Here is a 25932-nt window from a genome sequence, read left to right on the forward strand (position 1 = left end):
GGCTTGGCTCAAAGCAGATTCTCAATAACAGGAGTATGCGTCAAACCGGCGGATAGGAAAGCGGCATCTGCATGATCGAGTTGCCACCAGCGCGGCAACAGTTGCTGGATGCGGCTCTCGGCGAAGCGATCGTCGATCAGCATGACCACGCCACGATCCTGCTGGGTGCGGATCACCCTACCGGCGGCCTGCACCACTTTCTGCACGCCGGGGAACAGGTAGGTGTAGTCGTAACCGGCGCCGAAAATCGCCGCCATGCGCCGATTCAGCTGTTCGTTGACCGGGTTGAGCTGCGCCAGCCCCAGCGTGGCGACGAAGGCGCCGATCAACCGGGCACCGGGCAGATCGATGCCTTCGCCGAACGCACCGCCGAGTACCGCGAACCCGATGCCCTGGCTGTGCGCCGTGAACTGATCGAGAAACGCCTGCCGCTGCCCTTCGGCCATACCCCGCGATTGCTGCCAGAGCGTGATCTGTGGATGCCGTTCGGCGAGCAATTGCGCGACTTGTTGCAGGTAGTCGAAGCTGCTGAAGAACGCCAGATAATTGCCCGGACGCTCGCCGAACTGGCGAGCGATCAGTTCGACAATCGGCTCCAGCGAAGCCTGGCGATGGGTGAAACGGGTGGAGATCTGGCTGACGATCCGCACCTGCAACTGTTCGGCGTTGAACGGTGATTCAACGTCGATACACACCGTGTCGGCCGGTGTCCCGAGCAGGTCGGCATAATAATGGCGAGGGCTGAGGGTGGCGGAAAACAGCACGCAACTGCGGGCCGCTCTCAGCCGTGGACCAAGCAGCGCTGCCGGCACCACGTTGCGCAGGCACAGCTGCGACAGCGGGCGTTTGCGGTCGAGGTCGCGCTTGCTGATGTCGAACAGGTAATGCGCATCGAACAACTCCGCAACCCGGCCGAATTGCAGCATCTCGAAGTAGGCATTCTGCAAACCGCTGTCCAGCCCTTGCGGATGGTCGTTGAGGTAATCGCCAATGCTTGCGCTGCACGACGTGATCGCCTGCAGCAGTTTTTCCGGCGCCTTGTCGTAGGCCTGATACGGCGCCAGTTGCGCGTTGTGCAGGGCGTTCCATTCACGGTTGACCCGCTGCAAAGGTTTTTTCAAAGCCTCGGGTGCGGTTTTGCGCACGTTGTTGAATATCCCCTGATCGAGAGTGGCGCTGTACATCTGCCGTCCGCGCTCGATCAGGTTGTGCGCCTCGTCCACCAGCACCGCGACTTTCCATTGATTGAGCTGGGCAAGGCCGAACAGCATGGCGGTGAAATCGAAGTAGTAGTTGTAGTCCGCGACCACCACATCGGCCCAGCGCGCCATTTCCTGGCTCAGGTAGTAGGGGCACACCGAGTGTTGCGCGGCGACGTCACGGATTGCAGCCTGATCCTGCAACTTCAATTGACTGGCGGCTTCGCGCGCCGCTGGCAGTCGATCGTAGAAACCTTGCGCCAACGGACAGGATTCACCGTGACAGGCCTTGTCGGGATGCTCGCAAGCCTTGTCCCGCGCGACCATTTCCAGCACCCGCAGCGGCAGGGTTGCGTCGTGATCGAACAGCACTTGCGCCGAATCCAGCGCCAGTTTGCGCCCCGGTGTCTTGGCGGTGAGGAAATACACCTTGTCCAGCTGCTGCGGCGCCAGGGCCTTGAGCATCGGGAACAGCGTGCCGAGGGTCTTGCCGATGCCTGTGGGCGCCTGGGCCATCAGACAGCGGCCGGTGCTGACAGCCTTGAACACCGACTCGGCAAGATGTCGCTGGCCGGGGCGGAAACTGTCATGGGGAAAACGCAGTTGCTGCGCCGCCTGATTACGCGCTTCACGGTGAGCCATTTCCTGCTCGGCCCATGCCAGGAACAAGCCGCACTGCTGTTCGAAAAAAATGCGCAACGATTCGGCGCTGAAGTCTTCGACCAGACAGGTTTCCTTTTCGCTGACGATATCGAAATACACCAGCGCCAGGCTGATCCGCTCCAGTTCCAGCTTGCGGCACATCAGCCAGCCATAGATCTTCGCCTGCGCCCAGTGCAGTGCGCGGTGGTTGGCCGGTTGTTTGCTCAGGTCGCCACGGTAGGTTTTGACTTCCTCCAGGCAGTTCTGCGCCGGATCGTAGCCATCTGCCCGGCCCTTGACCTTCAAGGTACGAAATTCGCCCTCCAGCGCCACTTCGCTTTGATAGGTGTCATTGCGCCGGGAGGCGACGGTGCGGTGGCCGGCAATGCCTTCCAGTGCGGTGGGTGACGGTGTGAATCGCAGGTCCAGGTCACCGCTCTTGGCGGTGAATTCACACAGGGCCCGTACCGCGATGCTGTAGCTCAAGCGCCCTGCTCCGCCCATTGCACGTAACACACGGCTACCGGCATCTGGTGCGCGTGGCAGAACTCCAGCCAGCGCAGCTGGTTATCCTGCAAACGGTCGCCGGGGCCTTTGACTTCGATCATCCGGTAGGTCTTGTGCTGCGGCCAGAACTGGATCAGGTCCGGCATGCCGGCGCGGTTGGCCTTGATGTCGAGCAGCAGGCGATTGAACCAGTGCTTGAGGTGTTCGGCCGGCAGGCAGGTCAGTGCCTGCTCCAGCAGTTCCTCATTGAGGGCCCCCCAGAACACGAACGGCGACTGAATGCCCCACTTGGCGACAAATCGGCTGCGGATGGTGTCGGTGTAGCGGCCGTCGTCAAGTTCGGCCAGGCAGGACTCGAACAACCCGGCGCGGCGAGCGTGGAAATCCTCATGGAGCAAGTCCGCCGGCCCGCGCTGGAACGGGTTGAAAAACGCGCCTGGCAGCGGTGCGAAAATCGCTGGCCAGCACAACAGGCCGAACAGTGAATTGATCAGGCTGTTTTCCACGTAGTGCACGGGGCCTGCGTCTTCATTCAGGTGTGCCTGCACGTGATATTCCACTGACAGCGTCGGTTCGAGCCGTGGCAGATGCAGGTCCAGTCGTTCTACAGGTTTTGGCGCGACACGCTTGAGTATCGGGCCGCCAAGTTTGCGCCGCAGGCGTGGCAGCATGCGTTGCAGCCCCTGCTGTTCGGCGGCGCTTTGCGGTGCCTGTTCGGCCACCGCGCCCAGCTCCAGCGCCAGCGCATATTCGCCGCAACGCTCCAGCACCCGGATCATCCGCAATCGCGCGCCGGGATAGGCGCAGTCACGATAAAGACTCAGGGCCAGCGCAAACGCTGCGATGCGTTCGCAATGCTGGCCGATCTGGAACAGCAGCTTGCCGAGCCGACGCTGCAACCACGGGTTATCGAACTGCAGCGTGTTCAACTGCCCGGCAATCGGCTCGATCGCCTCACCCGCCTCGAAGCGCTGCTGGCAATCGTGCAGGAACAGGCAGGCATCAACATCCGCGCGGCTGCGCAGGCCACGGGAATCGGCGCTGAATTCGACCTTTTCATAGGTGAAGATCCCGAGGTCGGCGAGGACGAACTCCGACCAGTCCTGATACAGGTTGCCGAAGAACATCAGGCGAAACCGGTCGCACAGGTCCATCAGTGTCAGGCTGAACAGTCGGTCTGTCAGTTGCGGGCACCAGTCACGCCACGGGCGTACCTCGGGAAACTGTTCATGCAGGATTGGCAGCCAGTCGACTTTCCTGCCCTTCGGGTCGTCGATGGCCGGGCCGAAGGCTTGCAAAACTTCAGCCTTGAGCAGCAGATCGAACAGCTCCGGCATCGACAACAGCGCCTGCTCGTTCAGCCAGCCATGATCCAGCAACGGTTGCGCGGCTGACGCAATGTCACCGATTTCCGGATAATCGAGCTTGCCCGCCCGAAAATGTACCCCCTTGCGCATCACCATTCGCACCAGCAACCCCTGTGACCCGCGTGGCAGCGATTTGAAGTCGCGGATGAACGCGTGTTCCGTGTCGCTCATCACGTCGGCATAGCGAAGCTCAAGCCATTCAAGCACTTGTCGAAAGTTGTTGAGGTAATAGAACGGATCGTCGAGGGGGCTGGAAGTCACGGTGATAAGGGGCCATGGCAAGCGAATACTGGTTATGCGTACAGATACCAGTTCCGCCCCGCCGGGTGCAAACGGAAAAGGATCAATGGCATCCGCGCTTGAGGTTTTTTCGCCAGTCCATCGAACTTTTACAGGCGATCTGGCACCAACCGCGTAAGAGGACCGACACCGGTCGAATTGAATGAGGAAATACCGGTTATGAATTTCAAGACGTTGTTTATGCCGATGACCGTCGTAGCGCTGATGGCGCTGGCCGGCTGCTCCACCCCGACGGTGGTGACCTTGCAGAATGGCACGCAGTATCTGACCAAGGACATGCCGAAAACCAAGTCCGAGGACGGCTTTTATGAATTCCGGGATATTTCCGGTGCGAAGATCCGGGTCAAGGCCGACGAAGTGGCCACGGTGCGCAAGGAAGACTGATTGCAACAGCGGAGCTGCCCTTGCGGCAGCTCCCTGAAAGCCGCGATTACTGCGGCAGGGTCATGCCTGGAATGCTGTTGTCACAACTGAAGTAGCGTTCACCTCGACGGGCCAGTTCTGCCTGTAGTCGCTGGCAACGCTCGCGTTCCTGCTGTGCCATCCGGTCGATACTGAGGTTGCCGGTGGTTTCCGGTTGCTTGCCGTCGCCCAGACGGATCGTCACGAAGGGTTGTTCCGGCTGGAGCTGAAAACGGCTTTTTTCTTCGACCGGCTCGGTGTTCTCGGTGGGGGCCGGTTTCGGCAAATCATCGGAACTGACGCCGTAGCGGCTCAGAATCGAGCTGTGAGGCAGATCGGCCCAGGCGTTGGCCGACAGCAGCGCCAACCCGACGATACCGATATACCTCTTGAAACCTTTCACGTTTGAATCTCCTGTACTCATTGGCGGCTTGCCCATACATGACGAGTGCGCATGCGATGGCTTTAGTCCGCATTTCCTGTTGTTGCAGGGCTTTGAGTCAGGTAGTGGCCAATGAGTCACTTTTAATAGGGAGAGGGAAGGAATTCCCTCTCCCCCATTACCCTCAGGCGATCACGATGCCATCGGCGCTGAGACTGCTCAGCGAAACCCCGACCAGCGTCACCGAGTCACCGCCGAACTTGAGCAGCGTATCCTGCCCCACCGCCGTGGCATGGGCGCGGAAGTCATCGCCCGGCAACACGCCCTGCACGCCGAGGAACACCAGTTTGTCGTTGCCGGTGAATCCCACCACCCGGTCCTGACCGAACGCACCGCTGAACAGGAACGTATCCGCCCCGCCGCCCGACTCCATCAGGTCATTGCCGGCACCGCCGACGAATACGTCATTGCCCGCGCCGCCGATCAAGTGATCGTTGCCGTCCAGACCGAACAGCCAGTCACCGCCGGTGTGGGCCTTGAGGCTATCGGAGCCACTGGTGCCCTTGACGCTTGACTCGTACTGGGTGACGTTGTTGCCGACCTTCAGGCCATCGGCGGTCACGCTGTGGATCACGTCGTCCTTGAACAGCCCCCAAAGGAAACCCGGCTCCTTGGTGACGATGCTGCCGATGTCGCGAGTAATGCTGATGCCGCCGTTGGCATCGCGGATGTACAGGTTGCCGGCGCCGTCGTTGGCGAAGTCGAAGGTATTGACTGACTTCTGCAACTCCAGGGTGTTGTTGCCCGAGCCGCCCAGCAGGATGTTGTAGCCCCCGCCATCGCGGAACGTATCGTTGCCGGCACGGCCCTCCAGATAGTCGTTGCCGCTGCCGCCCTGGATCAGGTCATTGCCGTCGCTGCCGATGATGAAGGTACTGCCCTTGTGGGGCTCGGCGTTGCGGTTGAGGTCCTGCACCCAGGTGTTAACCCGTGCCGGATCCGACAGGTTGGCGACGATGATCGTCGAGTCTCGACTGGTGAGGTCGTAGAACTTCGATTCGATCACACGGTTCATGCCGTCGCCGTAAGCGGTCGGCAGGTGCGAGATCCAGGTCGGAACGTTGACGATCGAGAACGGCAGCACGTTCCAAACGTTCGAGGCGTAGTGGTCGTTGAAGCTGACGATGTTGTCGGTCGCCGACACTTTCGACGCGTCGTGGACGCCCAGCGATGCCCCGGTGAACGTCGAGCCGTCGAGGGCACGGAACACCGGGTCGTTTTCATAGCCGACGTTGAGCACCTTGTCAGTGCTGCTCTGGGTCGGCGAGGCGTAGGCAATGTAATTGGAGTCCTGGAAGAACCCGCCCCACTTGCTGCCGCTCAAGTCCGCCATGCTGTTGACGGCCAGTCCGCCGAGGCTGTGGCCGCTGACCAGCACGTCCTTGCCGGTGAGCCCGTTGGCCTTGGCGAAGGCCACCACGTTGTTCATCAGGTTGCCGAAGGCTTCGCCGACGTAGTTTTTGGCGTAATCCTTGGGGCCGAAAGCGGCGAGCAGGTCATTGATGGCGTCGGCGATGGAGTCGCCGATCAGGATTTCCCGCGGGCCGCTGGTGCCGCGAAACGCGATGCCGATTTCCGTGAGATGGCCCTGGGCGTCGTACTTGCCGAGGACTTCCACCTGGGCGCTGGTATAACCGGGTTTTTCGCCGAAGAAGGTTCCGCGAACGTCGGTCTTGCCGTCATAGCTCAGTTGCGAAGCGGTGATGGGTGTCCAACCGGCCTTTTTCACGGCGTCGAGGGCGAGTTTTTCCGAGTCGGGGTTCCACGGTACGCCGGGAATCACCCCTTGCGAATCGGTCCCGCCAATCAGCGCGCTGACCAGTGTGGCCGGCAGGCCGAGGCCGAAACCGTTGTGTTGGTAGCCAACCGCGAAACCGTTGTCGAGGTTGTGATAGGAGTACAGCGTGATGGCCATGGCGTCACTGAACAACGCCTTGGAATCCGCTGTGCTGAAGTTCTTGTAGTCATACACACCCATTGCTGTTGCCTCTCTCTTTGTTGGAATTATTCAGAGATAGCTCACAACCAGAACGCCCCTCCCGAGGCGTTCCGGAGCATTTCATTTACAACACTTGTGTCATGCAACCCCAATGGGAACCGTCGCAAGCCGCGGTGGCTCCCACACGGAATCAGGCGAACACGAAACTCGAATCCGACAGATTAGCCACACCCACCCCGATCAGGGTCACGGCATAGTCGCCAATCTTCAGCACGGTATCGGCGCCGGACTGCGCAGCATGTTGCTTGTAGTCGTAGCCCTGCCCTGCGCCCTGAACGCCCATGAACACCAGTTTGTCGCTGCCCTGGTAGCCATGGATCGAGTCAAAGCCGAACGCGCCGCTGAACAGGAAAGTGTTGCTGCCACCCACCGCATTCATCACGTCATTGCCGGCGCCGCCGACGAAGGTCACATGGGCCTTGTCGCTGAACAGGTGGTCGTCGCCGCCCAGGCCGAACAGCCAGTCGCCGTCAGCGGTAGCCTTCAGCGTGTCGCCGAGTGCGCCGCCATTGAGCGAATGGTTGTACTGGGTCAGCTCGGCACCGTTGGCCAGGCCTTTGCCGGTGACGGTCCAGGTGATTTCCTTGCTGCTCCACATTGAACCGGACTCTTTGCTCACCAGCGCGCCGATGTCGCGGGTCATGCTGATGCCGCCGTAGGCGTCGCGCACGTACAGCGTGCCGTCGCCGTCGTTGGCAAAACTGAAGTTCTGCAACGGTTTCTGCAGGTCAAAGGTGTTGTGGCCCTGAACGCCCAACAGGATGTTGAAGCCCCCGTCATCGCGGAACAGGTCGTCGCCGGCGCGGCCTTCCAGGAAGTCGTTGCCCGCCCCGCCCTTGAGCCAGTCGTTGCTGTCGGTGCCGATGATGAAAGTGCTGCCGGTGTGTGGCTCACCGCTGCGACCCAGATCCTCGACCCAGGTCTTGCCCCGGGACGAGACCTCCAGATTGGACACGATGATGGTCGAGTCCTGACTGGTGAGATTGTAGAACCTGGAGTCGATCACCCGGTTCAGGCCGTCGGCGTAGCCCAGGGAACTGTGAGCCGACCAGTTCAACGGGTTGACGATACTGAACGGCACCAGGTTCTGCGCGGTGGACGCGTAGTTGTCGTTGAAGTTGACGATGTTGTCAGTGGTCGAGTCGTGCGGCTTGTCGTGTTTGCCCATCGACGCCGTGCTGAACGTGGTGCCGTCGAGCACACGGAACACCGGGTCATTCTCGAAGCCGATGTTCAGCACGTTGGTGCCGGTGCTGCTCTGGGTCGGCGAGGCGAAGGAAATGTAGTTGGCGTCCTTGAAGAAACCACCCCAGTCGCTCGCGCTCAGTTGCGCCACGCTGTTGACTCCGAGCCCGCCGAGGCTGTGGCCGCTGATCAGCACGTCCTTGGCGGCGATGCCATGGGCCGTGGCAAACGCCGCCACTGACTTGAGCAGGTTGTCGAAAGCATTCTTCGCGTAATTTTTGGCGTAATCCACCGGCCCGATGGCGGCCAGCAGATTGTTCTTCATGTCGCCGAAGGTGTCGCTGTAGCCCAGGCCGCCGGTGCCGCGAAAGGCCACCCCGATGCCGATCAGCTTGCCCGCGGCGTCGTACTTGCCGAGCACTTCGGCTTCGGCGCTGGTAAAGCCGTCCTTCTCGCCGAAGAACGTGCCCTTCGCATCGCTCTTGCCTTGATAACCCAGTGCCGTGGCGCCAAGTGGCGCCCACCCGGTGCCGGGCAAAGGCTGCCCGGTCGGTGTGTAGGCATACAGCGTCAGCGCGATGGCATCGCTGTACAACGCTTTGCCATCGGCTTTCTTGTAATCAAACAATCCCATGTCGTGCTCTCTCTTCCTTTAAAAAGCGGCAGTTCTTTGCCGAACTGCCGCTACACCTTAGAACTGCCAGTCCAGCGTCAGGCCCACACCGTGGTCCTTCTCGTTCGAACCGATCAGTCCGTTGTAGTCCAGGTTGACCCGGACATCGCGATTGAGCGCCAGCCCGGCGCGTACGCCGACCACCGCTGCATCTCGATCCATCGACACACTTTGCACGGTGAACGCACTGTTGCCATTGACGAAGGCCAAGTGGCTGTCGGAATCCACGCTGCTCAGGTTGTGCTGCCAGCCCAGTGTCGCGCCCAGCTCCAGCTGATGTTTGTCCGACAGGGCAAACGTACGCTTGGCGCGAACGCCAAGAGTCGACAATACGGCGTCGCGGTTGTCTTCACCGCCCTTCAGTGCGGCGGCATCACCCTTTTCGGTAAAGCTGTCACTGTTCAGGTGCACGTAAGCCAGATTGGCGAACGGCTCCAGGTTCATCGGCTGCAGACCAAGATCGTAGGCGGCTTCTGTGAACAGTTGTGCGGTGGTCGCATCGCGCTTGGTCTTCTGCTTGCCGCTGACGCCGGCGAATTGCAGGTCACGTTTGACGTCGATGCGATGCCAGCTGTAAGCCGCTCCGGCAGTCAGGCGCAGGGCATCGATCTGATGACCCAGGTACGTACCCAGGTGATAGCTGTCAATGGACGCCGACGAGTGCGTGCCGCCGCCCATGTTCAAAGAACTGTCGCTATAACCGGTAACGAAACCCAGACGGGTATCTTCAGTAATCAGGCCATCGACACCGAGCAACAGTCCGCCAATGGAGCTGTTGGCGTTGGCATTTTCATGGCCGCCGTCGCTCTTGCCCCAGGCACCGAGCACCTTCATCCAGGCGTTGCTGCGATCATCGGTCGGCGCGCCGGCGTCGAACAGATCACGCTCGCGCAGGCGTTCGCCCACGGCATCGCGCAGGTAACGGCTGTCGTTGATCAGCAAAGTGCCAATGGCCGGGTGAATCTCGCCGGACAGTTGCTGGAAAGCGTCCTGCGCCACGGCGGCAGTCGGTGACAGCAGCAGGGTTTCGAACAGCGCATTGCCCGCGCCCAGACGTTCGGCGGCTGCACCGACGGCACGCTGATTCGGGGTCAGGCCGACGCTGGCGAACGAATTGCCGTTACGCCCGACATCCAGTTGCACACCGTTTGCCGAGTAATCGAGAGTGCCGCCAAGGAACGCATAGCTGGGCAGGACCTGACCGAAACGGCCCTGGATGCCACCCGCTGCCTGCAGAATGTTGAACTGGCTGCCGAGCAGGGATTTCACCTCGCCGGTGGTCAGCAAGGTCGGACTGTTTTCCAGTGACAGCGCAACGGTCGCGCCCTCGATGGTGGCAGTACCGCCGGCCACGACGCGGTCGCTGCTGGTCGGGGACACTTCCACCGCATAGGTCGAACCCGGTGCGAAGGTCACGTCACCGGCCACGTTCAAGGTCCCGATGGAATTGCCCGGCGCCACAGTGCCGCCGCTGTTGGCAGTCAGCGCGGCGATCCGGCCGTTACCGCCGAGGATGCCGCCGTCATTGACCGTCACCGCCGATTGCAGCGAGCCATTGATCGCCAGTCGCCCCTGATTGACCAGCGTCGGACCGGTGTAGGTGTTGGCGCCGGTCATCACCAGGGTGCCAATCCCTTGCTTGGTCAGACCGCCATGGCCGGAAATGTCGTTGCGCCAGGTGTCGAGCCCGCAGGTGATGTCGTTACACACGCGTTCGGTGGGTTTGCCCGCATCGATGATCGCGCCGATTCCCGGCAGATCCGCCACGAACTGACCGGAGCCGTAGGCGCCCTGGATGCGGAACTCTTCGGGAATGTCCTGTTCAGTGACGAACATCGCCGGGCCGTCAATGGCCTTGCGCAGGTTGATCATGCCCCAGCCGTACAGGGCGTCGATGCCCGGTGCGCCGAGGTCGGTGGCGGTGGTACGCAATACGCTGGCAACCTGGTCCCCGGACATGTACGGGAAGCGCTCCATCAACACCGCCATGGAACCGGCCACGTGTGGCGCGGCCATCGAGGTGCCGTTGTAGTTTTTGTAGCCGGTCGTCAGGTTGTCGGCGTTGGTGCCTTCGATGATCGAGCTGTAGATTTTCGTACCCGGTGCCGAGACGCAGAAACTGGCGGTGTAGCCGCAGCGCGAAGAGAACGTACTCATGATGTACGGGTTGGCGCTGGCCAGATCCGGGTTGTTCTGCAATGCGGCGACGGTGATCCAGTTCGGCGCGATGTCCGGCACGAAGTAACCGAGGCCGGCGATGGCGTCCGGGTTGTTCAGGTTGTAGTCGTTGCCGGCTGCGAAAATTGTCACGATTCCGCTGCGAGCGGCGGCGATCGCGCCGTCATACGCGCCACCGGGTTTGGTGCCGAGCAGCGTGCGGATCTCGTTGAACTGCAATTGCGCGTCGTTGACGGTGAAATGCGGATAAGCAGGGTCGCGGCCGCCGCGGTCGAATCGGTCAGTGATGCCGATACCCCAACTGTTGTTGATGATCCGTGCACCGCTGGCGACCAGGGCATCCCAACCGGCCTTGTACACCGCGCCGTCGTTGCCGCGCACAATGCCGTCTTCCGGCCCCGGGTCGCCGTTATCGGCACTGATGATCTGCGCCCCGAACGCTACGCCGTGCATTGGCCCGCCGTCACGGCTACCTGCGGCGATGCCACCAACGTGGGTGCCGTGGGCACCGAGCTTGCCGTCGGAACCGATCGAGGGCGAACCGTCATAACGGAACGCGTCCCCGGCTTTGACCGGGATGTACGGATCGGTGTATTCGCGGATACCGCTGGTGACCAGGGTGACGACTTTGTTGGTCCCGGAAAATTCCGGGTGCGCGGCATATACCGGCTGGTCGAAAATCCCCAGTTTCACGTTTTTGCCGGTGTAGCCGGCGGCGTAGGCGTAGTCCGCGCCGATCGCGCCCAGGCCCCAGTCCGCCTTGAACTCGGCGCTGCGCCAACTGGCCGGGTCCCCTGCCCGACCGCTCTCCACGTAGGGCGCAGCCTGTGCGCTGCCCCAGGTGGCCATGGCGCAGAGCAAGGCACAGTTGAGGGTTTTCAGGCGAAAGCAGCCACCCGATTGCGCGGGGGTGTTGTTATTTTTCATCCAGCGACCTTCCTTAGTGATGTTGCACAAAATCCGTCTATTGAAGTGATCGTCTGATCGTTCTCACGCGGGAGCATGGGAACGATCAGTCACGATCAGTCAGAACTGCCAGTTCAGGCTCAGGCCCACGCCGTGCTGTTTCTCGCGGCTGGCCAGTTGTCCGTTGTAATCCAGGTTCACCCGCACGTCGCGGCTCAGGGCCAGGCTGGCCTGTACGCCGACCAGCGCGGCGTCGCGCACCAGCGGTGAGCTTTCAACGCTGTACGGCGCGCTGCCGCTGGAGAAACGCAAATGTTGTTCGGATTCGATGTCGCCAAGGCTGTGCTGCCAGCCGAGGCGACCGCTGAGATCGAGCTTTTGCGAGCCTGACAGGTTGATCGTCTTGATCGCCCTGACGCCGAGAGTGCCGAGCACCGCATCGCGCTGGTCGCCATTGCTTTTCAGCGCGGCAGCGTCGCCCTTCTCGGTGAAACCGTCGCTGTCCAGGTGTACGTAGGCCAGATTGGCGAACGGCTCCAGAGCCAGCGGTTGCAGATTCAGTCGATACGCCGCTTCGCCGAACACCTGAGTGGTGGCGGCGTCGACCTTGGCCTTCTGCTTGGCGCTCACGTCGCCGTATTGCAGGTCGCGCTTCACGTCCGCGCGATGCCAGCTGTAGGCCACGCCGGTGCTCAGGCGCCAGTCACCGATAGCGTGGCCGGCGTAGGCACCGAGGTGATAGCTGTCGACCTTGGCCGAAGAGTGCGTGCCGGAGCCCATGCTCAACGAACTGTCGCTGTAACCGGTGACCAGACCGATGCGAGTCTGCTCGTCCAGCGCGCCGTCGACCCCTGCCAGCAGGCCGCCAATCGAGGTGCTGTAGCCGGCGGTGTCGTGTCGCGAATCGGTTGTCCCCCAGGCACCGAGGGCCTTGATCCAGCCATTGCTCTGCGAGGTGTTCGCGTCATGCAGGCGTTCACCCAGCGCATCGCGTAACTGGCGGCTGTCGTTGATCAGTACCGAACCGAGGGCCGGGTAGATTTCCCCGCTCAGTTGCTGGAACGCTTGCCGTGCATCGTGGGTGGTAGCCGACAGCAACAGGCTTTCGTAGACGGCATTGCCTGCGCCCATCCCCTCGACCGCGCTGGCCACAGCCCGCTGGTTCGGGGTCTGGCCGACACTGGCAAAAGATGTCGCGTTGCGTTCGACACTCAGCGTGATCCCGGTGCCGGTGGACGCGAGGCTGCCACCGATAAACAGGTAGTCCGGCACCACAGCGCCGAACTGGCCCTGAATGCCACCGGCGGCTTGCAGAACGTCGTACTGATGACCGAGCAGGCTTTTCGCTTCGGCGGTACTGAGCAAGGTCGGGCTGTTTTCCAGAGACAGGCTGACAGTGGCACCGCTGATGGTCGCCGTGCCGCCGGCGACGATGCGGTCACTGGCCGTCGGTGACAATTCCACCGCATAAGTCGAACCTGGTGTGAAGGTCACGTCGCCGGCGACGTTCAAGGTGGCGATGGAATTGCCCGGTGCCACACGACTGCCGTTATTGGCGATCAACGCGCCAACCCGTCCGGAACCACCGAGGGTGCCGCTGTCATTGACTGTGACCGCAGAGGTCAGCGAGCCGTTAACGGTCAGCAGGCCGCCATTGACCGTGGTCGGACCGCGATAGGTGCTGTCACCGGTCAACAGCAGGCGGCCGGCGCCGGACTTGATCAGACTGCCCTGATACACCCGATTGGCGGCGGCCGCATCCCGGGCCGTGCCGATGGCGTAATCGGTTTGATCCTGCTGACTCGCGCCCGCCGGAACACCGTTCTGCCAACCTTTGGCTTGCAGGGTTTGCTGCCACGCACTGTGTTCGGCGAGGTCTTCGCGCTGACGCTGGATCAGGGCCTTGTCGGAAATGTCATTGCTCCACACATCGCTCTGCCCGGCCGCCAGACGCGCCTCGAACGCGCCGAGCAATTGCCCCGGCCCGCCCATCGCCCGTTTCAGGTTGGCCACGCCCCAGCCGACTCGTTCGGTCGGTGCATCAGTCACCGAACCATCAAGTTGGGTGGCGGTGGTCAGCAGCACTTCCAGCGCCTGCTGATTGCTCATGTACGGGTAGCGCTCCATCACCAGCGCCAGGGCCCCGGTGGCGTGCGGCGCGGCCATCGAGGTACCGGACTTGATCGCGTAGCCACCGTCGGGAATGGTGCTGTCGATCTTCGCGCCCGGTGTGGTGATGCACCAGTATTTGGCGAGGCCGCACTGGTTGTATTTTTGCTGATTGCTCTGGTCCAGCCCCGATACCGCCAGCCAGTGGCCTTCCAGGTCCGGCTGAAAATACGGCAGCGCCGAACGCACGCTGGCGTTGGGATAACCGCTGTTACCGGCGCTGAACACATTGATCACGCCGCGGCGCGAAACATCGGAGGCGGCATCGAGCCAGGTCCCCTTGTTCCAGTGCTGGGCGTAAGCGGCATGCAGATCTGCAAGGGTTCGATAACTGACATCCGGTGGCTGACTGCCCCAGCTGTTGTTGATGGCCCGCACGCCGGCATCGGCCAAGGCATCGTACGCTGCTTTGAAGTAGCGCGGATCGGGATTGGGGCCGAACAGGAAACTGTCGTTCTTGTTGGTGTTGGCAACATAGATCTGCGCATTGAACGCCACGCCGTGCATGCCAATGCCATCACGCGAGGCACCCATGGTGCCGACCACGTGGGTGCCGTGGGAGTCATTGTTCGGATTGAGCGTGCCGTTGACGCTGAACAGCGAGCCATCGACATAGCTGCCGCGGCTCAACACCGGGTGATAACGGTCGCCGGCGAACTCGGGATGGGCGGCGTCGAAACCGGAATCCAGCGCACCGACCTTCACGCCTTTGCCGGTAATACCGGCGGCGTAGGCCTGATCGGCCTGCATCCGGCCCAGGCCCCAGTCGCGCAGGAACTCGGCGGATCGCCAACTGGCGGCGTCGCCGGGCTTGCCAGACTCAAGGTACTGCGCCTGGGCCTGGCTGACAGAAATTGCGAGCAACAGCGTGCCGACCGATGCCGGCTTGAAGCGTACGTCCATGTTCACCACTCGTTTTTGTTGTTTTGTGTAAAAGTTACGGCGTTATTGCGTCCGTGGGCCCTGCCCGAATGCTTCGTCCACCCGCGCCAGATCCTGCTCGCTCAAGGTGCCCGCGTAGTAATGCAGCTTGGTCCAGGCCATCAGGTAGTCGTAGCGTGCCTGGGCCAGATCGCGGCGGGTGGTAAATAGTTGTTGTTCGGCGTTCAGGGCGTCCAGATTGGTCCGCTCGCCGCCCAGAATGCTTTGTTTGGTCGAGACCACCAGTGCTTCGGCCGACGCAAGCGCCTTCTGATAGGCACGCAGCTTGTTGACGCCGGACAGGCAGGCACTGAACTGACGGCGCAGTTCGATGAGCGTCTCGCGGGTCTTGCCATCCAGTTCGTATTCGGCCTGTTCCATATTGCGACTGGCCTGACGGGTCGAGGCCGACACACCGCCACCGGCGTACAACGGCACGCTGACTTCGAAACCGATTGTGTTGGTCTCGTAGCGCTGGTTGTAGGTGTTGCCGCTTTCCGACTCGTTCTGGCGCATCGCGGCGTAGGCATTCACTTTCGGCAGATGCCCTGCACGATTGCGTTCGACCTCGTAACGGGCCACTTCCACGGCCTGGCGTTGCGACGCCAGATTCGGGTTGTTGCTGATCGCCAGTTCATGCCAGGTGTCGTAGTTGGCCGGCATCAGGGCGAACGTCTGGAAGTTCTGATCCAGGGGCGCCAGGTCAGTGATGTCCACCGCCGGCACGCCCACCAGTGCGCCGAGCTCGCGCAAGGCCGCATCCTGTTCGTTACGCGCCTCGATCTCTTCGGCGGTCGCCAGCTCATAGCGGGATTCGGCTTCGAGAATGTCGGTTCGCGTGCCCTCACCCTGCTTGAACATGTGCTCGTTCTGCTGGAACTGCTGCTCGTAGGCCTTTTTCTTGGCTTGGGCGATGTCGATCTGATCCTGGGCGAACAGGGCCTTGGTGTAGTTGTCCAGGACGCGAACCAGCAGCTCCTGACTCTTGCCGCGAAAGTTCTCGTCGGCAAACAGCGACTGCGCCACGCCTTTGCGATAGGCCGCGTAGGCTTCGTAGTCGAGCAATGGCTGCTGTAGCGTCAGGGTCGAGCCGTAACTGTTGTAGTTGCGCTCCTCGGTACGGTTTCGGGCACGCTCGTCGAGGGAAGTGGCCTTCGATGTGTTGTGGCCCTTGTTGTAGTTGTAACCCAGTTTTGGCAACAACCCGGCGCGGCCAATGGCCCGATTTTCAAGGCCTGCATCACGTTCCTTGATCGCGCCGAGAAACACCGGGTCGTTGCGTAAGGCCTGCTCGTAGATTTCGAACGGCCCCATGGCTGCCACTGCACTGTTGCCCGCGAGCAGCGCGAACGCTGCCGCCAGCATGGAAAGCTTATTCATACAGCCGAACATCCTTATTCTTCAGTCAATGCGGAGCCGGCCCGGTCGAGCAACGGTTTGAACAGATAGTTGAGGAGTGAACGTTCGCCCGTGCGCACGAACATTTCCGCCGGCATGCCCGGCTTGATGACCAGGCCATTGAGCTTCTCCATGGCCTGATCGCTGACGCTGCTGCGCAACACGTAATACGGCGCGCCGGTTTTCTCATCGACCATCTGGTCGGCGGAAATCAGGCTGACTTCGCCGGGAACCCGCGGCGTCTTGCTCTGGTTGAACGCGGTGAAGAGGATGTCCACCGGCAGGTGCGTGCCGACCTTGTCGATCAGGTTGATCGGCAAGTGCCCTTCCACTTCCAGACGGGTGCCTTGCGGGACGATTTCCAGCAGGGTTTCGCCCTGACGCACCACGGCGCCTTCGGTGTGCACGCCAAGATTGACGGCGATGCCGTCCGAGGTGGCGAGGATTTCGCTGTGTTGCAGGTCGAATCCGGCGGAGGTCAGTTGCTCGGACAGGGTGACGCTTTTCAGTTGCGCATCCGCCAGCTGGCTGCGGACTTCTTTCTGGTATTCCTCGCCGTGCTGTTGCAGTTTCAGGCGCGACTCGAGAATGCCCTGCTCCACGCGGCCGCTTTCGCCGGTGTTTTCCGCCAGTTGCTGCTGCACCTGCGACAGCTGACGCTGGTATTCCATCAAACGGTTGCGCGGGATGTAGCCGTTGTCCGCCAGCGGTTGCAGGTTGCTCAACTGCTGTTGCAGGGAAGCGGCCTGGGCATTGAGATCGGTACGGGCGCGGCGCATGCCGGCCAGCTGCGCAGTAGCGCCTTCGATGCTGGCACGCAGCGCAGCCTGCTCGCGGGAGAACGCTTCACGGCGGCTGCTGAACAGTTGTCGCTGGCCCTCCAGCACCAGGGCCAGACGCGGGTCGGCGTTGTCGCTCAGCTCTGGCGGAAACGTCACCTGCTTGAGGTTGTCACGCTCGGCCTGCCAGCGCGCCAGGCTGGCCCAGGCCATGCGGTACTGGGCCTGCAGCGATTGCACGTCGGCGGCAACCTGAGTCTGGTCGAGGCGGAACAAGGGCTGGCCCTGCTTCACGATCTCGCCTTCGCGCACCAGGATCCGGCTGACCACACCGCTGCTCATCGACTGCACGGCCTTGCGTTTACCGGATACCACCACCGTGCCTTGCACCGGAATCCCCTGATCCAGCGGCGCCAGTGCCGCCCAGGCAAAGAAACTGCCGGCGCCGGCCAGCGCCAGAATCCAGCCCATCCGGGCGAAGAACTTTGCGTCGCGCTCCGGGCGTTCGGTGATGTAGGCGTGTTCCATGTTCGCTTCGTTTTCTGTGTTCATGCTCGCGCTGCTCATACACCCGAGTTCCTTGTCGAGGGCTGGTACTGCCGGCTCATGCTGAGTCCGCCCGGTGCCTGCGCGGTTTTTTCTGTTTGTTGTGGCTGTTGTGGCGGGTTGCCGGACAGCGCCTTGAGTACGTCATGGCTCGGACCGAAGGCTTGCAGACGGCCCTCGTTGAGCACCAGCAGCTTGTCGGCCTGGGCCAGCACCGAAGACCGGTGCGTCACCAGCACCACCGTGGTGCCCTGGGCTTTGAGTTGCACGATGGCACTGGACAATGCCGCTTCGCCGACGGTGTCGAGGTTGGAGTTCGGCTCATCCAGCACCACCAGACTTGGCGTGCCGTAAATCGCTCGCGCCAGCGCCACACGCTGTTTCTGGCCACCGGACAGACCGCTGCCGTCCTCGCCCAGTTGCGTGTCGTAGCCTTGCGGCATGCGCAGGATCATTTCGTGGACCCCGGCCTGTTGTGCGGCGGCCACGACTTTCTGCGGATCGGTTTCGCTGAAGCGCGCAATGTTCTCGGCGATGGTGCCGCTGAACAGTTCGATATCCTGCGGCAGGTAGCCGATATACGGACCGAGTTGGTCGCGGTTCCAGCGGTGGATGTCGGCACCGTCCAGGCGCACTGTCCCGCCAAGGGTCGGCCATACACCGACCAGTACCCGCGCCAGCGTCGACTTGCCGGAGCCGGAGGCACCCAGCACGCCCAGCACTTCACCGGCCGCCAGATTGAAATTGATCATGTGCAAGGTCGCGGCCCGTTGCCCGGGCGGGCCGGCACTGACCTGTTCAAAGGTGATCTGGCCTTTCGGCGCCGGCAGTGCCATGGCGTCGTCGCTCGGCGGAAATGCCTGCAACAGGGAATCGAGACGGCGGTAGGCCAGCTTCGCCCCGCTCCACTGTTTCCACACGGCGATCAACTGGTCGATCGGGCTGAGCACCCGGCCCATGAGAATGGAGCCGGCGATCATCATCCCGGCGGTCATGTCGCCCTTGATCACCAGCAAGGCACCCAGGCCCAGCACCAGAGATTGCAGGCACAGACGCAAGGTCTTGCTCAGGGAGCTGATGACCGCGCCGGTGTCACTGGCCTGGTTTTGCAGACCGAGAAAGCGCGAATGCACCTGGAACCAGCGCTTGCGCAAGGAACCGAGCATGCCCATCGCCTGAATGGTTTCGGCGTTGTGCAGATGGCTGGTGGCCAACTGGCTGGACTTCTGTGAGAAACCGGCGGCTTCGCCCAGCGGCTTTTTGGTCATGTATTCGTTGAGGCACGCCAGGGCGATCAGCAGCAGCGCGCCGGCGGTGGCCAGCACACCGAGCCAGACGTTGAACAGATAAATCACGAACAGATAGACCGGGAACCACGGCGCATCGAAGAAAGCGAACAGCGCCGGCCCGGTGACGAACTGGCGAATGTGGGTCAGGTCGCCGAGGGACTGACCAGCGTTGCCTTCCCCCTTGAACAGGTTGCGCTCGAACGCGGCCTGATAGACCCGCAGGTTGAAGCGGCGCTCCAGCTGGCTGCCGATGCGGATCACGATGAAGCTGCGCACCACCTCCAGCAGGCCGATGAACGCAAAGAACCCCACGACCATCAGAGACAACATCGCCAGGGTGGTTTCGTTTTGCGAAGACAGCACTCGGTCATAGACCTGGAGCATATATATCGAGGGCACCAGCATCAGCACGTTGATCAGTGCGGTAAAGCATCCGACGCTGATCAGAATGCTTTTATAGTCACCCAGTGCCTTGAATAAGGGTGCGGTGGCTGGGGCCTTCGCCATCTTCATTGATTATTCCTGAAATGATATTCCCCGCCGTACTTGGCGAGTCTTCTATTAATTAGCCCGCGCTCGGAGCGGGACATACACCGACAGCATCCGCTTACACTTCAACAACAACTTTCGCGACCAAGTACCACGGCAGAGTTATTGAAGGCAGGCTTATAACTGTAACGAGGTGCCTTATATTTAAACTGCGTGCCGGTTCCGATAATCAAGGCTGCTTTGCAACTCGCTCCAGGGTAATCACCAGACCCGACTTCAAAGCACTCAGATAAAGCCCGTCACGTTGTCGGCTGAAAAACTGGATTCTTGAACCCTCTTTACCGGTGATGGAGAGCCCGTCGGGATCGGGAAACCAGCCGATGGCACTCTCTTGCAGCCACGCGCTCAGACAATCGGCGCCCTTGCCCAGGGTCTGATTGGCCTCAAGGTCGACCTGGCAGGTGTTCGACGGTTTGTCCTGCATCGCTAGCGCTTCGGGGGTGTCACTGCGGGCGCTCAGTGTCGCCTGCCACGGCCCGGCAAATACCGATGGGTCTTCGAGTCTCAGGCTGCTTGCCATGGTTGTTTCTCCAGAAATCATCATCAGCATCGGCAACAAGTACGCCGCCGCATTGCGGGTAAAAGCGAATTGGATCATAGGAAATTTCACTCCGGCACGTAGCCTTGCTCACCGGCCAAGACGATGCAAGCAAAGAAAGCGGCGCATGCGCGCCGCTTTCCCGGATCACATCACGCCACGATGTCGCTGATCGCTGCCTGGCCAACGGTGCTGACCTGGAAGTCCGCCACGCCGTGCCCGGAGAAATCCACCGACAACAGGCTGTTGCCGCCCGAGGAAGTCAGGATGGCATCGCCCGCCGCGCCGGTGAAGGCGCTGACGAAGTGCAGGCCCGAACCATTGGTGATCGCGCTCAGGTCGATTTTGTCCAGACCGCTGACAAAATCGAGGATCTGATCGATCGCACCCGGCTTGGAATCGGAGCTGGCCGCGAACAGGAAAGTGTCCGAACCCGAACCGCCCCACAGCTTGTCGGCACCGCCGCCGCCCCAGATGATGTCGTTGCCGGCACCGCCCTTGAGCTCGTTCGCGGCACTGTTGCCGATGATCAGGTCGTTGCCCGAACCGCCGATGGCGTTCTCGATGGTGACGCCCTTGGCGATGGACACGTTGCCCACCAGGCCGCCAACGTCGGAGAACGAGGCTTCATTGAGGTTGATCTTCTGGTTCTGGGTGAAACCCGAGAAGTCGAAGGTGTCCTTGCCGCCCGCATCCCACACCGAGAACACCAGCTTGTCCGTCGACGAAGTCGCGCTGAGGAAGTCGCGGCCAGCGTTGGAGTTGAAGCCGTAGGTGGTGTCACCGGTACGGGTGGTCAGGTTGGCGCCGTAGAGCTTCTGGATCGCTGCGATGTCATCCATCAGCGGGCCGGAGGCATAGGCTTCGACGCCGCCCTTGCTGAAGTTCTGGCTGGTGTTGCTTTCGCTCCAGTAACTCATGAGGCTGTAGCCGCGGGTGTCTTGCCCGTAGGAAGCGTCATTGTAGGTCGGGTTGCCCGTACCGGCGTTGTAGTCGCCCGGGTGGGACAGGCCCAGGGTGTGGCCGATTTCGTGGGTCAGCGTCTGACGCCCGTAGTTGTTCACACCTGGAGTTTTGTTGACGTCGTATCCACTGCCGGTCAGGTACCAGGACTGACCGTCATAGCCTGGCTCGGTGCCTGGCAGGAACGCGAATGCCGCAGCGCCTTCCTGACCGCCGCTGTAGTTGCCGAAGGTCATGTGGCCGTCGCCACCTCTGGCCGCTTCGGTAAACGTCACGTTGGCGACATCGGCCCAGGATTGCATGGCGAGCACCGCCTGGGCTTTTTGCAGGGAACTGAACTGACTGAAACCGGTAACGCCCAGGCCACCAAAGTTGGCGGTCTTGGAGGTCAGAAAGGTGTAAGTCAGTTCGATCTTGCCGCTACCGTCGAGGTCGTGCCAGGAGGCACCATCTCGCAGCAGTTGGGTGGCGGCTTGATCCACCGAGAAGGAGGGTTTGCCATTGACCGTGAGGTTGCCGCCACGATCGTACTGATGGCTGAAGCTATTGATCTGGTTATACGCCGAGCTTGGCGCAGCCAGGGGGGCCGCGTTCAGCTGGAAAGCCTGTTCGGCGGTATCAATAGCATTCGCTTTTACTTTCGACATAAACACACTTCCTTGTTTAGCAATGGAACAGTTTTTGTCCGATAGCGACAACCTCTGGCGAGATTGTCCTATCACTCGCCCAATGAAGGCATCAGAAACCTGACACAATTTGAAATCTGTCGTCTAGCGTTTTTTCGAGATCAAATTGAAGTCTTCCGGAAAAGTCCCGTAAACAAAGCGCGTGCCGCTGGAAGAATGTTGCAAGTGTGGTGAGTTTGCCTAATTGTCTGACGATTTCTTATTTAAATATTAAATATCGGTAAGTTGCTTTTTTGTTGGATACGTCTCACTTTCCCGCACTTTATTAGTGCGGTGCCAGCGAAGTGATATCAACCAATTAAATAGACGTTGCCAGCTATCGGAGCGGGATAACCCGCTCCGACAGATTGTCAGCTGCCGGTGCGGATCTTGTTCCACACCCGCGTGCGGATCCGGTCGATGTTCAGCGGCATCGCTTCCAGCGCAAACAGCTTGCCCATCATTTCCGGGCTGGGATAAACCTTGGTGTCGTTCTTGATGGCCGGGTCGATCAGGCTGTCGGCCTGTTCATTGCCGTTGGCGTAATGCACGTAGTTGCTGATGCCGGCCATGACGTCGGGCTGCAGCAGGTAATTCATGAAGGCGTACCCGGCCTTCTCGTCCGGGGCGTCGGCGGGCATGGCGACCATGTCGAACCAGATCGCGGCGCCTTCCCTGGGAATCGCATAGCCAATGTCGACGCCATTCTTCGCTTCTTTGGCGCGGTTCTCCGCTTGCAGGATATCCCCGGAGAAGCCGACCGCCACACAGATATCGCCATTGGCCAGATCGCTGGTGTACTTCGAGGAATGGAAGTAACTGACATACGGCCGCACTTTCATCAGCAGTGCTTCGGCTTTCTTGTAGTCTTCGGGATTCTTGCTGTGGTGCGGCAATCCCAGGTAATTCAGCGCAGCCGGCAGCAATTCCGGGCCATTGTCGAGGATCGCCACGCCGCACTTCTGCAGTTTCTGCATGTTCTCGGGCTTGAAGATCAGGTCCCAGGAATCCACGGGCGCGTTATCGCCCAGTACGGCCTTGACCTTGGCGATGTTGTAACCGATGCCAGTACTGCCCCACAGATAAGGGAAGCCGTGTTCATTGCCCGGATCGTTGGTCTGCAAGGCCTTGAGCAATACCGGATTGAGGTTTTTCCAGTTCGGCAACTGGCTCTTGTCCAGTTTCATCAGCGCCCCGCCCTGAATCTGCCGCGCCATGAAGTGGTTGGACGGAAACACCACGTCATAACCGGATTTACCGGTCATCAGCTTGCCGTCGAGGGTTTCGTTGCTGTCGTAGACGTCATAGGTGACGCCAATGCCGCTGGCCTTTTCGAAGTTCTTGGCGGTGTCCGGTGCGATGTAATCGGACCAGTTATAAACCTTGACCGTATCCGCGGCCTGAGCGAGGGACACGGCGAGCATCAAGGGGGCGAGAGCGAGGGTCTTTCGGATCATGGATCGATTCCTGTATTGGCTGTTGTTGTTGGCAGGCAATCAAAAGGATCAAAACGTCAGAAAATCAGGACATAGGTCTTGCGCACGGTCTCCTGGATGTCCCAGATCCCGAGCGTGTTGGCTGGCAACATCAGTGCGTCGCCACCTTGTATGTGCAGGGTTTCGCCGCCATCGTCCGGGGTGAACGTGCAGCGGCCGGAAATGAAGTGGCAGAACTCCTGGGCGGTGATCTGCCGCCGCCAGCGTCCGGGCGTACATTCCCAGACGCCGGTTTCGACGCCGTCGTCGCGCTCGACGCTGGTGGTCGATGCCACCGCGACCGGAGTGCCGAGCGGCACGGCCACCGGATTGGACTCGTCCAGTTGCAACGTGGGGGTGTTCTTGAATTGGGTGATGCTCATGGCGTTACCTGTCTGATAGTAAACAACGTTCAGTGCATGAAACCTTCCATGAACCCGGCCACCCGGCTGGCAAGCTTGCGCCGCCAAGGCGCCGTCGCCGGGTTGGCCAAGGTCTGGTCTTCGTGGACGAAGCTTTTGATGATCGCGTTGTAGCCGAGCCAGCGGCACGGCTCCGGCTCCCACGCTCGCAACGCGTGGATTCCACCGTCGGGGAGAACCCATGGCTGACGGGTCAGTTCGGTATCGCGCTCGAGGATCAGATCGGCCAGGGTGCGTCCGCCGAGGTTGCTGGCCCCCACGCCTTCCCCGCCATAACCGCCTGACAGCGCGATGCCGTTGGCCCGATCGCAGAGCATGTGCGGTTTGAAATGCCGTGACATGCCGAGGTTGCCGCCCCAGGCGTGGGTGATCTGTACGTTTTTCAGTTGCGGGAACAGTTCGCCGAACAGGTAGCGACGCAGTTCCACTTCGTCGCGGGTCAGGTCGAAGTTATGCCGCAGTTGGCCGGCGAACTGATAACCGCCACGGGCGCCGAAGATCAGGCGGTTGTCGGCGCTACGCTGGCCGTAAGTGACCTGACGGCTGAACTCGCTGAAAGCCTGGCCCCGATTGAGGCCGATTTCATCCCAGGTCGCAGCGGGCAACGGCTCGGTGGCAACAATCAGACTCTGCACCGGCAATTGATAACGGCCCAATGGTGGCAGCGTCACCGAATAACCTTCGATGGCCGGGACGATCCAGCGGCTGCGCACACTGGCCTTGTCGGTGCGCAGACTGCCCGCCTGCCAATGGATTACGGGGCTGTTTTCGTAGATTTTCACGCCCATGCCCTGAACGGTCCGGGCCAGGCCGCGCACCAGTTTTGCCGGCTGAATGGTCGCCACATGGGGTGCGTAGATGCCGCCGTAAGGTCTGGCGATACGGATTTGGCGAGCCAATTGCTCAGGATTGAGCCAGCGATAATCGTCGTCAGTCAGGCCCTGTGCATGCAGCTTGCTCAGGTACTCACGCAGACTGGCTTCCTGCTCGGGATAACGGGCCGCGCAATACAGCACTCCCCCCTTGCGGTAATCGCAGTCGATGCCCTCGCGTTCGAGGATGACCTCTACCTCATCGGGGATGCCGTGCAGCAGATCGAACGAAGCGCGACGCCGCTCGGGAGACAGGCCCGTCAGCAGGCGATCTTCGCCCAGCAGATTGCCCATCAACCAGCCACCGTTGCGACCCGAGGCCCCAAATCCGGCGGTTTGCGCCTCGACGATGGCTATATCCAGTCCCGGCGCCAGTTTCTTCAGGTAATACGCCGTCCATAACCCGGTGTAGCCGGCGCCGATGATCGCCACGTCGACGTCCAGGTCCTGCTCCAGTGCCGGGCGCGCGCTGAGCGGCTCGTCGAGTTGATCCATCCACAAACTGATAGTGCGCCACGCCGGCATGCAAGACTCCGCCAATCCAGATTTCGATGGCGTCGATCCTAGTGGCTGACCTCAAGGACTGTCTTGCGCGCGTGTCCGCAAAGAAATTTGTTTGGCGTAGGCCTTGGGCGACTGCCCGGTGTGCTGGCGAAAACAGCTGTAGAACGCCGACAACGAGTTGAATCCGGCAGCGAACGCCAGTTCATCAATGCGCAGCGGCGGCGCGGCGTTATCCAGCGCTTGCAGCAAATGCTGGAGTCGTGCCTGGTTGACGTAGCGATAGAAGCTTTGCCCCAGCACCTGATTCAGCAGATAAGAAATCTGATTGCGGCTGTAACCGCACTCCTTCGCCACGCGTTGCAGGTCCAGCTCGGGATCGAGGTACGGCTGCTGACGCTGGAAATACTGCTGCAGGTCTTCGGCCATGAAACTCAACTGGCGTGGCGACAGGCCCAGTCGGCTCGCCGCCGGACGCTGACTCGGCGTCGAGGTACTGGAGCCCTGCTCGCGCACCAGTGAAGCGTATTCGTTGACCCGCCAGATTTTGGCGTCCTTGACGGTAATCGCTTCGCTGGAACGGAACGACACCAGACCATTGCCGCCACGCAGGGTCACTTCGTATTGGATGAACGCCGTGTTGCCGTCGATGCGGATCCGGTCGCAATGCTCCAGCGCTTCGTCGGATTCACGGGGCATGCTGACGCGAACGTACTCACGCAACTCGTCGAGACCGAGCACGCGGTTCTGGAAAAAATCGTTGTACTGAATGTCCGGATGGTACAGCGCCATGACGCCGTCCAGATCCCGGTGTTTCCAGCACAGGTGATAGCGCATGACCGTTTCGGCCGTGGCCGGGGTCTGCTGCGGGCCATCATCATCGGCGTGCATAAGCGACTCTTGGCAAAAGAACCGAGCTTGCCCAACTTCGCGTGCGTCATCAACCAAGCGGCGCATAGTGGCATTTTGGCGACATTTTCATCAGCCGTGACTTACATCAAAAAAATCCCTGCAATCGCCAAACGGCCTGAAAAATCTCACAGGT

At 61.1% G+C, this 25932-nt stretch carries 17 protein-coding genes; 1 reads left to right on the forward strand and 16 read right to left on the reverse strand.

The features are described 5' to 3' along the window. Positions 1-8: 8 nt before the first annotated feature. Positions 9-2327, reverse strand: a complete 2319-nt coding sequence (locus J5M72_RS04470) for an ATP-dependent DNA helicase (RefSeq protein WP_207864291.1) — start codon at positions 2325-2327, stop codon at positions 9-11. Continuing rightward, positions 2324-3976, reverse strand: coding sequence for a VRR-NUC domain-containing protein (locus J5M72_RS04475; protein WP_207864293.1), 1653 nt, complete (start codon positions 3974-3976; stop codon positions 2324-2326). Before J5M72_RS04475 ends, J5M72_RS04470 begins: the two co-directional genes overlap by 4 nt. Before the next feature lie 198 nt (positions 3977-4174). On the opposite strand from J5M72_RS04475, the gene J5M72_RS04480 reads away from it, so the two are divergent. Next, a complete protein-coding gene (locus tag J5M72_RS04480; RefSeq protein ID WP_085709821.1) occupies positions 4175-4399 on the forward strand; it encodes a YgdI/YgdR family lipoprotein in 225 nt (74 codons plus the stop codon). Positions 4400-4445: 46 nt separating this feature from the next. Here J5M72_RS04480 and J5M72_RS04485 read toward each other — a convergent pair whose 3' ends face one another. The 14 genes from J5M72_RS04485 to J5M72_RS04550 form a co-directional block, all read right to left on the reverse strand. Then, positions 4446-4820: a hypothetical protein gene (locus J5M72_RS04485; RefSeq protein WP_169430383.1), complete on the reverse strand. Its 375-nt coding sequence runs from the start codon at positions 4818-4820 to the stop codon at positions 4446-4448. Between the two features lie 163 nt (positions 4821-4983). After that, positions 4984-6837, reverse strand: a complete 1854-nt coding sequence (locus tag J5M72_RS04490; protein WP_207864295.1) for a polyurethanase — start codon at positions 6835-6837, stop codon at positions 4984-4986. Between the two features lie 151 nt (positions 6838-6988). Continuing rightward, positions 6989-8677 carry a polyurethanase gene (locus J5M72_RS04495; protein WP_207864297.1) on the reverse strand — a complete coding sequence of 563 codons (1689 nt, stop codon included), beginning with the start codon at positions 8675-8677 and terminating at the stop codon, positions 6989-6991. A gap of 57 nt (positions 8678-8734) precedes the next feature. Continuing rightward, positions 8735-11821 carry an autotransporter serine protease gene (locus J5M72_RS04500; protein WP_207864299.1) on the reverse strand — a complete coding sequence of 1029 codons (3087 nt, stop codon included), beginning with the start codon at positions 11819-11821 and terminating at the stop codon, positions 8735-8737. A gap of 99 nt (positions 11822-11920) precedes the next feature. Then, entirely contained in the window at positions 11921-14872 is a 2952-nt protein-coding gene (locus J5M72_RS04505; protein ID WP_207864301.1) for an autotransporter serine protease, read from the reverse strand. Positions 14873-14914: 42 nt separating this feature from the next. Continuing rightward, entirely contained in the window at positions 14915-16282 is a 1368-nt protein-coding gene (locus tag J5M72_RS04510) for a TolC family outer membrane protein (protein ID WP_169430378.1), read from the reverse strand. A gap of 2 nt (positions 16283-16284) precedes the next feature. Then, complete coding sequence (locus J5M72_RS04515; RefSeq protein WP_207864303.1) at positions 16285-17634, reverse strand: HlyD family type I secretion periplasmic adaptor subunit; 1350 nt, start codon at positions 17632-17634, stop codon at positions 16285-16287. Beyond that, the gene (locus J5M72_RS04520; protein WP_207864305.1) at positions 17631-19415 is read right to left on the reverse strand and encodes a type I secretion system permease/ATPase; all 1785 of its coding nucleotides are present in this window, start codon (positions 19413-19415) and stop codon (positions 17631-17633) included. Before J5M72_RS04520 ends, J5M72_RS04515 begins: the two co-directional genes overlap by 4 nt. Positions 19416-19620: 205 nt before the next feature. After that, positions 19621-20049 (reverse strand): AprI/Inh family metalloprotease inhibitor, encoded by a 429-nt coding sequence (locus tag J5M72_RS04525; protein WP_207864307.1) that lies wholly within the window; start codon positions 20047-20049, stop codon positions 19621-19623. 92 nt (positions 20050-20141) lie between these two features. After that, entirely contained in the window at positions 20142-21599 is a 1458-nt protein-coding gene (locus J5M72_RS04530; protein WP_169430374.1) for a serralysin family metalloprotease, read from the reverse strand. A 389-nt stretch (positions 21600-21988) separates the two neighbouring features. After that, positions 21989-23074, reverse strand: a complete 1086-nt coding sequence (locus J5M72_RS04535) for a polyamine ABC transporter substrate-binding protein (RefSeq protein ID WP_207864309.1) — start codon at positions 23072-23074, stop codon at positions 21989-21991. A 56-nt stretch (positions 23075-23130) separates the two neighbouring features. Further along, positions 23131-23475 (reverse strand): cupin domain-containing protein, encoded by a 345-nt coding sequence (locus J5M72_RS04540; RefSeq protein WP_207864311.1) that lies wholly within the window; start codon positions 23473-23475, stop codon positions 23131-23133. A 29-nt stretch (positions 23476-23504) separates the two neighbouring features. Beyond that, entirely contained in the window at positions 23505-24911 is a 1407-nt protein-coding gene (locus J5M72_RS04545) for an FAD-dependent oxidoreductase (protein ID WP_207864313.1), read from the reverse strand. Positions 24912-24962: 51 nt separating this feature from the next. Further along, positions 24963-25778, reverse strand: coding sequence for a helix-turn-helix domain-containing protein (locus tag J5M72_RS04550; RefSeq protein WP_169430370.1), 816 nt, complete (start codon positions 25776-25778; stop codon positions 24963-24965). Between the last annotated feature and the right edge of the window lie 154 nt (positions 25779-25932).

Origin of the sequence: Pseudomonas sp. 58(2021), assembly GCF_017491585.1 — a bacterium.
GTDB classification, from domain to species: domain Bacteria; phylum Pseudomonadota; class Gammaproteobacteria; order Pseudomonadales; family Pseudomonadaceae; genus Aquipseudomonas; species Aquipseudomonas fluorescens_BT.